The sequence below is a fragment of the Amycolatopsis sp. NPDC003861 genome, from assembly GCF_053605405.1.
In genome coordinates, this window is the sequence record NZ_JBSGJD010000347.1 from 1 (window position 1) to 7,819 (window position 7,819).

A 7,819-nucleotide genomic window follows, 5' to 3' on the forward strand; every position below is an offset into this window, starting at 1 on the left:
AATGTGGCGTTCGGTGCGTTGGACGCAACCAACGCCACATTGGGGCGCTTCGGGCTAGCTGCGGACGACGGCTCCGGTCTTCGGGTCTAGGGCGACCCTGCGGGCCTGCGGCCACCAGAAGTCGAACATCCCGTTGAGCGAGCCGGCGCGCGTGTCGAACGACGCGTCACCGATCCGGCCGGTGAACCAGTTGTCCTCGATGAACTTCAGCACCGAGGTCTGGTCGGTCAGCGTGTGGTCGACGTGGTTCACCCTGCTGTACGGCGAAACCACCAGCAGCGGCAGGCGCGGTCCGTAGCCGCAGCGGTCGGCGTACTTGCCCACCGTCGTCGCCTTGCCCGTGCAGATCGCCTGGTCCTGCGATGCGTCGTGCGAGCCGTTGAGGATCGGCGACTTCTGGTGGTCGTACCAGCCGTCGGAGTCGTCGTAGGCCAGCACGATCGCGGTCGACTTCCAGTCCGGGGACTGCTGGATCTTGTTGATCTCGCTCACCACGAACTGCTGCTCGTCCAGCGGGTCCGAGTAGCCCGCGTGGCCGTCCTGGTACTCCGGGGCCTTCAGGAAGCTCACCGCGGGCATCGAGCCGGCCTTGAGCGAGTCGTTGAAGTCGGAGATGTCGTACTGGTGGTTCGCGCGGTCGGTCTGGCCGATCGCCTGCACCGAGGACGGCGGGAGGTGCTTCGGGTTCGCCGTCGACGGGTAGTACTGGAACGGCTCGTGGTGCGGGCTGTAGTCGACGACCGCGTTGCCGCCGATGTTCGTGTGGGTCTGGCCGCACACCGCGTACCCGTTGGCCGTGCCGGTCGGCCGGAAGCCGCCCTGGAACCAGCCCCACGTGACGTGGCGCTGGTTGAGCAGGTCACCGATGTTGCGGCCGTGCATGGTGGCCAGGTTGTCCTTGCTCGTGTGGTTCTTGCCCGAGCAGTCGTCCCACGCCGGGTCCGGGTCGTTGATCATCGTGCCGATGCCGCTGGCGTCCGGCGACTGCACGGCGTAGGCGTCGCTGACCGGCTCGTGCGTCACCGGGTCGACGGCCTGGACACCGTGGGTGTTGCCGGAGATCAGGTCGATCGCGCCCGGGCTGGACGGGCCGAACACCGTGTTGAACGAGTTGTCGTTCAGCGCGTAGTGCTGGGCGTAGTTCCACATGCCGGTGACGGTGTTGCCGTCGTAGTAGTCCATGACCAGGCCGGGCTCGCCGAACAGGATGGGCTGCCCGGTGCACTTGTCGGTCTCGGTCTTCTCGACGAACTTGTCCATCTTGCCGCCGTTGAAGGCGGCCTGCTCGGCGCCGTAGTTGTGGTTCTGGTCGCAGGTCAGCGCCTGCTGGGACGTGAGCCGCTTCGGGTTGTAGGCGTTCGGGTTGCCGGTCAGCAGCTTCTTGTCGAGGCCGTTGACCTTCGGGGTGCCGTGCGCGGCGGTGAACGGGGTGCCGTCGGTGTTGGCCGCGTTCGGGTAGGTGCCGAAGTAGTGGTCGAACGAGATGTTCTCGCCGAAGATGACGACGACGTGCTTGATCGGCGTCGACGTCGGGATCCAGTGCGCGGGGAACAGGTTCAGCGGCTGGGCGTCCGCGGTGGTCGCCGCGGAGCCGGTGACGACGGCCAGCGCGGCGACCGAGGCGAGTGCCCCGGCGCCGAGCAGGCCGCGCCGTCGCCGTCGGGTCTTTCTGTCCACTGTGGATTCCTTTCGTGGTGGGGTGGGGCTCGTCAGGTGAGCAGGGAACGCCCGAAGTGGTCGTCCGGTCCGGTGACGCCCGGCAGCGCGAAGAAGTAGCCGCCGCCGAACGGGGAGATGTAGTCGGTCAGGGGTTCGTCGGCCAGCCGCGTCTGGACCGCCTCGAACTGGCGCTCCAGGTCCTGCTGGTAGCAGACGAAGAGGAGGCCCATGTCCAGGTTGCCGTTGCTGTCGACGCCGCGGTCGTAGTTCACCGCACGGCGCAGGATCCGGCTGTTGTCGGTCTCCGGCGTGCGCGGGTTCGCCTTCCGGATGTGGCTGGTCAGCGGGATGACGGTGCCGACGGGGTCATCGGAGTACCGGGGGACGTCGGTCTCCTGCGTGCCGTCGAGCGGGGCGCCGGTGTCGCGGCGGCGGCCGAACATGTTCTCCTGCTCGGCCAGGGAGACCCGGTCCCAGAACTCGACGAGCATCCGGATCAGCCGGACGACCTGGTAGCTGCCGCCGGCGGTCCACGCGGGCTCGCCCTGCGTCCACACCAGACTGTCTATTTCGGACTCGGTGGGGTTGGCGGTGCCGTCCTTGAAGCCCATCAGGTTGCGGGGCGTGCCGTCCGGCCGCGGCGGCGAGGTGAAGCCGTTGAGCTTCCAGCGCAGCTGCATGCCACCGCGGGTGGCGCGGGCGATGTCCCGCAGCGCGTGCAGGACGGTGTCGGTGTCGTTCGCGGACAGGACGAGGCTGAGGTCGCCGTGACACTGGGCGGGATCGAGGGCGTCGTTCGGGAACGTCGTCATCGGCTTCAGCTTGGCGGGCTTGAGTTTCGCCAGGCCGTACCGGTCGTCGAAGAGGCTGGCGCCGACGCCGAGGATGACGCCGAGGTCGCTGCCGGGCACCACGGGCCCGAGCACGCCGGAATCGGCGGGCGGCGCGGTGATCCCGAGCGCGGCGGGCGCCCCGCCGGCGGTGAGGAACCGCGCCCGCTCGGTGATGGCGCGGAACAGGTCGGTGAGCTCGGCCTTGGACTCGGCGACGGCGTCGAAGGAGGCGACGATGGTCTGAGTCGGCGGCTTGCGGAGGATGGCGGCCTGGTGGGGCCCGTGGAAGGGCACGGGCGAGCTGCCGTCGGTGACGGTCGCGGAGGAGGCGCCCAGCCCGGCCCCGGCGGCGACGGTGAGGCCCGCGCCCATGGCGGCCCGGCGCAGGAAGGAACGGCGAGGCAGGTCGGTCACGAGACCCTCCGCGGTTCGGCGATCGCCGCGATCGGGGCCAGCAGTTCCGTCAGCTCGCTCACGTCCGCGTTGAGCTTCTGCCGCTGGTCCCGGCTCAGCTCCGCCGGGCGGGTCCACGTGCCGTCCGGGCGGCGGGCCGCGTCCAGTGCCTTCTGCGTGCGGTCCAGCCAGCTGTCCACATTGGACAGTGCCGGGTACCTCGGCGTCAGCAGCGGCCGCAGGACGTCCAGGACCGCGCGGGTGCCGTCGAGGTTGGCGCGGGCCGTGGCCAGGTTCGTGCCGCTGCCGTAGTCGGTGCGGCCGGTCAGTTCGAACTGCAGCGTGTTCTCCATGATCTCGTGCGCGCGCAGCCCGAGGTCGTTCCCGTCGACCTGGCTGTCGGCGAAGGACGTCTGCAACGCGCGGGCGTCGGTGTCGAGCTGGTCGGCGACGGCGCCGAGCGCGCCCAGGTCCTCGCCGTGCCAAAGGCCCTGCTCCAGGCGGTGGAAGCCGGTGAAACCCGGGTCGGCCGGGCCGTTCGGCAGGCCGTCGGCCGTGCCGTTGAGAGCGCCGTCGGAGTCGCCGAACGCGTCGTAGGCCGCGCCCAGCCGCTCGTACGTCAGGTGGGCCGTCAGCCACGCCGCCTGGCTCGCCGCTCGGTCGCCGCCGTGCACGGTGTTCTTCAGCGCGCCCGTGTTCGCGACGAGTTCGCCGAGCCCCGTCTCGACGTGCTGCTGGTAGGCCTTGAGCGGCCCGAGCAGGTCGTCGTGCGTCACCGGCGCGACGCCCGGCCCGGTCCGCTCGGCGCCGCCGGTGATCCGCACGGCCGGCCCGACGATCGCGCCCGCGTCCTCGGGCAGGCAGCGGAACGCGTAGCTGCCGTTGCCCAGGTTCACCTGCAACGGCCGGGTCGTCGCCGCGCCGAGGCCCTCGACCTCGCCGTAGATCACGCCGGTCGCCGGGTCGATCAGGTCGACCTCGGCGGTCACCGACCCGGTGTTGTGCAGGCGGAACGTCTGCGGCCCCGGCTTCGGATCCGTCCAGCCGGTACCGCACGACGAGCGCGAGACCGCGATCTCGGGATCGACGGCGGCCGCGCTGTCCGGCCAGAACGCCACGACGGCGCCCGCCGCGGCGGCCACGACCACGGCCACCACGATCCAGCGGGTACGCACTGACCCCGGCACGCGCACTCTCCCGTCACTCGATCGGACCATCACCGGTCACGGATTATGCGAGCCTAACGCCCGGAAAACCGAACCGGATCCGATCGAAAGAGGGAAGTTCACCCGGACTTCAGCCGGCCGAACACAAAAGAGGGAGGATTCAGACGTATTGCTGTGCCAGATCTGTCTTGTTCGCGATGTTCGACCGGTTTGGCCAGGTCACGGAAGCGGAGCCCCGGTCTCCAGCAGCGTCTTCAGGCTGGAGAGCAGCGCCGGCCAGCCCTGGCTGCACATCTCCAACGTCGTGCTGCCGGCGTCGAAACCGTCGTGGAGCACGGTCAGTTTCACCATTTCCCCGTGCGGTTCCAGGGTGAAGGTGACTTTGGACCGGCTTTCCCGCTGCAGTTTCGCGAGCGTTTCTTCGTCGACGCCGTTCGCTTTCGCCCAATCCGCCGTGAATGTGTGCCAGGTGTAGGACAGCCGTCGATGGGGATCCGATTCGAGGACGACCTGTCCGGGATCGCTGGTTTTCGCGCCGCGCTCGGCCCACGTCATCGGCGAGCCCGTTTTCCAGTCGGTTTCGAAGGAGACACCCCAGTACCGGCTCGTGAACGCCGGATCGGTAAGCGCTTGCCAGAGCTTCTCCGGCGTCGTGTTGATGTAGGTGGTGTACGCGAAATCGTTCATCGGTGCGGACTCCAGTGCTCGTTTGAGATCGGCCAGCGCGCCGGCCCGCCGCCGGTCGTAGCGGGTCATCCAGCGCTCGGCGATCGCGTTGATCGGCGCGGCGTCGAGGTGGTGCAGCTTTTCGCGGCCGCGCCAGGTGGTGGTGAGCAGCCCGGCCGCCTCGAGCACGGCCAGGTGCTTGCTCACCGACTGTCGGGCCATGTCCAGCCCCGCGCACAGCTCGCGCAGGGTCTGGCCGTTGCGCTCGTTGAGCACGTCCAGCAGCCGGCGGCGGCTGGGATCGGCCAGCGCCTTGAAGACCTCGTCCATCGCGCCTTCCCGGTGACATGCAGCCGTCCGGCTGCCTTTCGACGATAGGCAGCCGGATGGGTGCATGTCAACCGGGGGTCAGCGGAAGCGGATCACCGTGATGCTCGCGAGGACGAAGAACACGAGAACGACCAGCGTGCCGGTCTGCCCGCCGGACGAGCGGGTCACCACCTGGTCGACGGCGCCGGTCAGCCGCACCCCGCACTCGGCGATCACGGTGTGCCGCCCGGCCTCGATGCGGGTGAACTCGACCGGCGCGGTGAAGGCCCCGGAGTCGTCGGTGTAGGCGGTGCCGACCTCGGTGCCGTCCGACACGAGGGTCACCATCCGGCCCGGCCGGCAGCCCTTCCCGGACGCCGAGAGCGGCTCGCCGGCCTTGATGCTCGGCCGGTCGAGCACGAGTTCACCGGGCTTCGGAGCGGTGCTGGACGTCGTGGGCGTGCCGGACGTGGCCGGCGGGGTGGTGGCCGGCGGGGTGGTCGTGGTGGCCGGCGGCGTGGTGGTGGCAGGGGTGGCCGGGGTCGTGGTGGTGCCGGGCCGCGTCGGCCGCGTGGTGACCGGAGGGGGCGGCGTGGTCGTCACTGGCGGCGGGGGTGTGGTGGTCGTGGGAGTTGCGGTCACGCTGAACCGGCTGCCCGCGCTGAGCGGCCCGCCGGTCCGGGCGTTGGTGCACGTGCCGGTGACCGGGTAGGTCCCCGGCTGGGCGCCGCTCGGCACGGTCGCCGCGACTGTGCCGCTGGTCTGCGTGAGGGTTGCGTTCGCCGACCACATCGGCGTGCCGTTCCACGAAAAGGTGACCGGCCCCTTGCACGGGTAGAAATTCCAGGAAATCGTGAAAGAACTCCCGGCCTGCCCGCTCGATGGTTTCAAACCAACCGACGATGTGTATTGTGCGTCGGCGGTGCCCGCTGTTGCGAGCAGAAGCAACGTTCCGGCCACGGCGCCGAAAAACAGCCGAACCACGAATCGCATTGGGACGTCCCTCCCCGGTGTGTGCTCGCTGTAGCATTCCGGACCAGTCGGATAACGCAAGTAGGGGATGCCCAATGGGACGTGTCATCGCGGCGGGGGTTGCGTTGGGTTTGTGCTTGCTCGTGGGCGCGCCGCCCGCGTCCGCCGAGTCCGGATCACTGCGGCTGCAGGTGTCGATCGACCAGCGGCCGATCGAGGACGCGACCGTCCCGATCGATCCGGCGAGCCAGGTCGAGCTGCAGGTCGTGGCGACCAACCCCGGCGCCGCGCCGGTGAAGGTCCGCAGCGTGCGGCTCTCCGGCGTCGCGCTCGCGCTGACCTTCTTCGCCTACGACACGACCGCGCCCTTCGAGGTGCCGGCGCGCGGGTCGGTGTCGCGGACGTTCGTCCTCGACCTCGGTGACCTGGCCGGACAGGCGACCGGGCTGCTGCCGTCGTCGGTGGAGCTGCTCGACGCCGGGCGCGTCACGCTGGGTGAGGCGACGACGGTCGCCGACGTCCGCGGGTCGTTCTGGTCGGTCTACGGCGTCTTCGGCCTGGCGATGCTGGTGCTGACGATCCTCGCCTGGGTGACCGCGCTCCTCGCGCTGGCTCGGCACCGGCTGGCGCCGAACCGCTGGCGCCGCGGCGTGCGGTTCCTGCCCGCGGGGTTCGGCACCGGGCTGGTCGCGGTGATCAGCCTGTCGGTGCTGCGCCTGGTCCCGCCCGAGCCGGCGATCGAGATCCCGGTGGTGCTCGGCGTGGCGGCGATCGCGTTCCTGCTCGGCTACCTGACCCCGCACCCGGCTGCTCCGCCCGCGGTGACCGAGAGTGATATGACGGTCCGGCTTCCGCTCCCGTCGACGCAGGAATTCACCCGATGAGCGCACCGGCCGAGCTGGTCGCCGCCCTGCCGCAGTACGACATCGGGGAGTCGATCGGCGAAGGCGGCATGGGGGTCGTGTTCGCCGGCGTGCACCGGACGCTGGGGCGGAGCGTCGCGATCAAGCAGCTGCCGTGGGACGTGCTCAACCACGCGGCGAGCAGCGAGCTCTTCGACCGCGAGGCGCGGGTGCTGGCGAGCCTGGACCACCCGCACATCGTGCCGGTGTACGACTACGTCCGGACCGGCCGCGAGCACCTGCTGGTGATGGAGCGGCTCGACGGCGGGACGGTGCACAGCCGCTTCCACGGCGGTGGCGTGAGCGGCGAGCAGGCGTGCGCGATCGGGCTGGCGATGCTGGCCGGGCTGCACGCGGCGCACCGGGCGGGGGTGCTGCACCTCGACGTCAAGCCGCGGAACCTGCTGTTCAGCACGCAGGGCGTGGTGAAGGTGGCGGACTTCGGCATCGCCCGGGTGATCAGCGAGGGCGCCACCTTGGTGACGCACGGTGGCGAGATCCTCGGAACCCCGGCGTACATCGCCCCCGAACAGGCGATGGGCAACGCCCTCAGCCCGGCGGCCGACGTCTACGCGGCGGGAACGGTGCTGTACGAACTGCTGTCGGGCCGCCTGCCGTTCGACAACACCCGCGGCGCGATCAGCATGATGCGCCAGCACATGTTCACCGACCCGCAGCCGATCGCCGGGGTGCCGTCGCCGATCGCGGCGGTGGTGATGCGCAGCCTGGCCCGCGAGCTGGACGCGCGGTATAGGGAGGCGGAGTCGTTCGCGGCGGACCTCGCGGCGGCGGCGACGGTGGCGTACGGGCCGGGGTGGCTGGAGCGGTCCGGGGTGCCGGTGCTGCACCTGACGCCCCGGGTGATCGCGGGCCTGAACTCGGCGACCGCACCGGCGCATCCGGCGGAGGCCCGGACGCG

Annotated in this window: 8 protein-coding genes; 3 read left to right on the top strand and 5 right to left on the bottom strand. The window is 70.4% G+C overall.

Features of this window, described 5'->3' with window-relative positions:
* Positions 1-54: 54 nt before the first annotated feature.
* The 5 genes from ACWEVN_RS44210 to ACWEVN_RS44230 all read right to left on the bottom strand — a co-directional run bounded on the left by ACWEVN_RS44210 (position 55) and on the right by ACWEVN_RS44230 (position 5,446).
* The gene (locus ACWEVN_RS44210) at positions 55-1,677 is read right to left on the bottom strand and encodes a phospholipase C (RefSeq protein WP_452055274.1); all 1,623 of its coding nucleotides are present in this window, start codon (positions 1,675-1,677) and stop codon (positions 55-57) included.
* Between the two features lie 32 nt (positions 1,678-1,709).
* Positions 1,710-2,906 (bottom strand): Dyp-type peroxidase, encoded by a 1,197-nt coding sequence (locus ACWEVN_RS44215; RefSeq protein ID WP_452055275.1) that lies wholly within the window; start codon positions 2,904-2,906, stop codon positions 1,710-1,712.
* Positions 2,903-4,060, bottom strand: coding sequence for an EfeM/EfeO family lipoprotein (locus ACWEVN_RS44220; protein WP_452055280.1), 1,158 nt, complete (start codon positions 4,058-4,060; stop codon positions 2,903-2,905). Before ACWEVN_RS44220 ends, ACWEVN_RS44215 begins: the two co-directional genes overlap by 4 nt.
* 210 nt (positions 4,061-4,270) lie before the next feature.
* The gene (locus ACWEVN_RS44225) at positions 4,271-5,047 is read right to left on the bottom strand and encodes an ArsR/SmtB family transcription factor (RefSeq protein WP_452055276.1); all 777 of its coding nucleotides are present in this window, start codon (positions 5,045-5,047) and stop codon (positions 4,271-4,273) included.
* A 78-nt stretch (positions 5,048-5,125) separates the two neighbouring features.
* Positions 5,126-5,446 carry a hypothetical protein gene (locus tag ACWEVN_RS44230; protein WP_449681165.1) on the bottom strand — a complete coding sequence of 107 codons (321 nt, stop codon included), beginning with the start codon at positions 5,444-5,446 and terminating at the stop codon, positions 5,126-5,128.
* Positions 5,447-5,468: 22 nt separating this feature from the next.
* Here ACWEVN_RS44230 and ACWEVN_RS44235 point away from each other — a divergent pair, with 22 nt between their 5' ends.
* The 3 genes from ACWEVN_RS44235 to ACWEVN_RS44245 form a co-directional block, all read left to right on the top strand.
* A complete protein-coding gene (locus tag ACWEVN_RS44235) occupies positions 5,469-5,738 on the top strand; it encodes a hypothetical protein (RefSeq protein ID WP_452055277.1) in 270 nt (89 codons plus the stop codon).
* 355 nt (positions 5,739-6,093) lie between these two features.
* Positions 6,094-6,882, top strand: coding sequence for a hypothetical protein (locus tag ACWEVN_RS44240; protein WP_452055278.1), 789 nt, complete (start codon positions 6,094-6,096; stop codon positions 6,880-6,882).
* Positions 6,879-7,819: serine/threonine-protein kinase (locus tag ACWEVN_RS44245; protein ID WP_452055279.1), on the top strand; the 941-nt coding region annotated here is incomplete at its 3' end. The genes ACWEVN_RS44240 and ACWEVN_RS44245, both read left to right, overlap by 4 nt.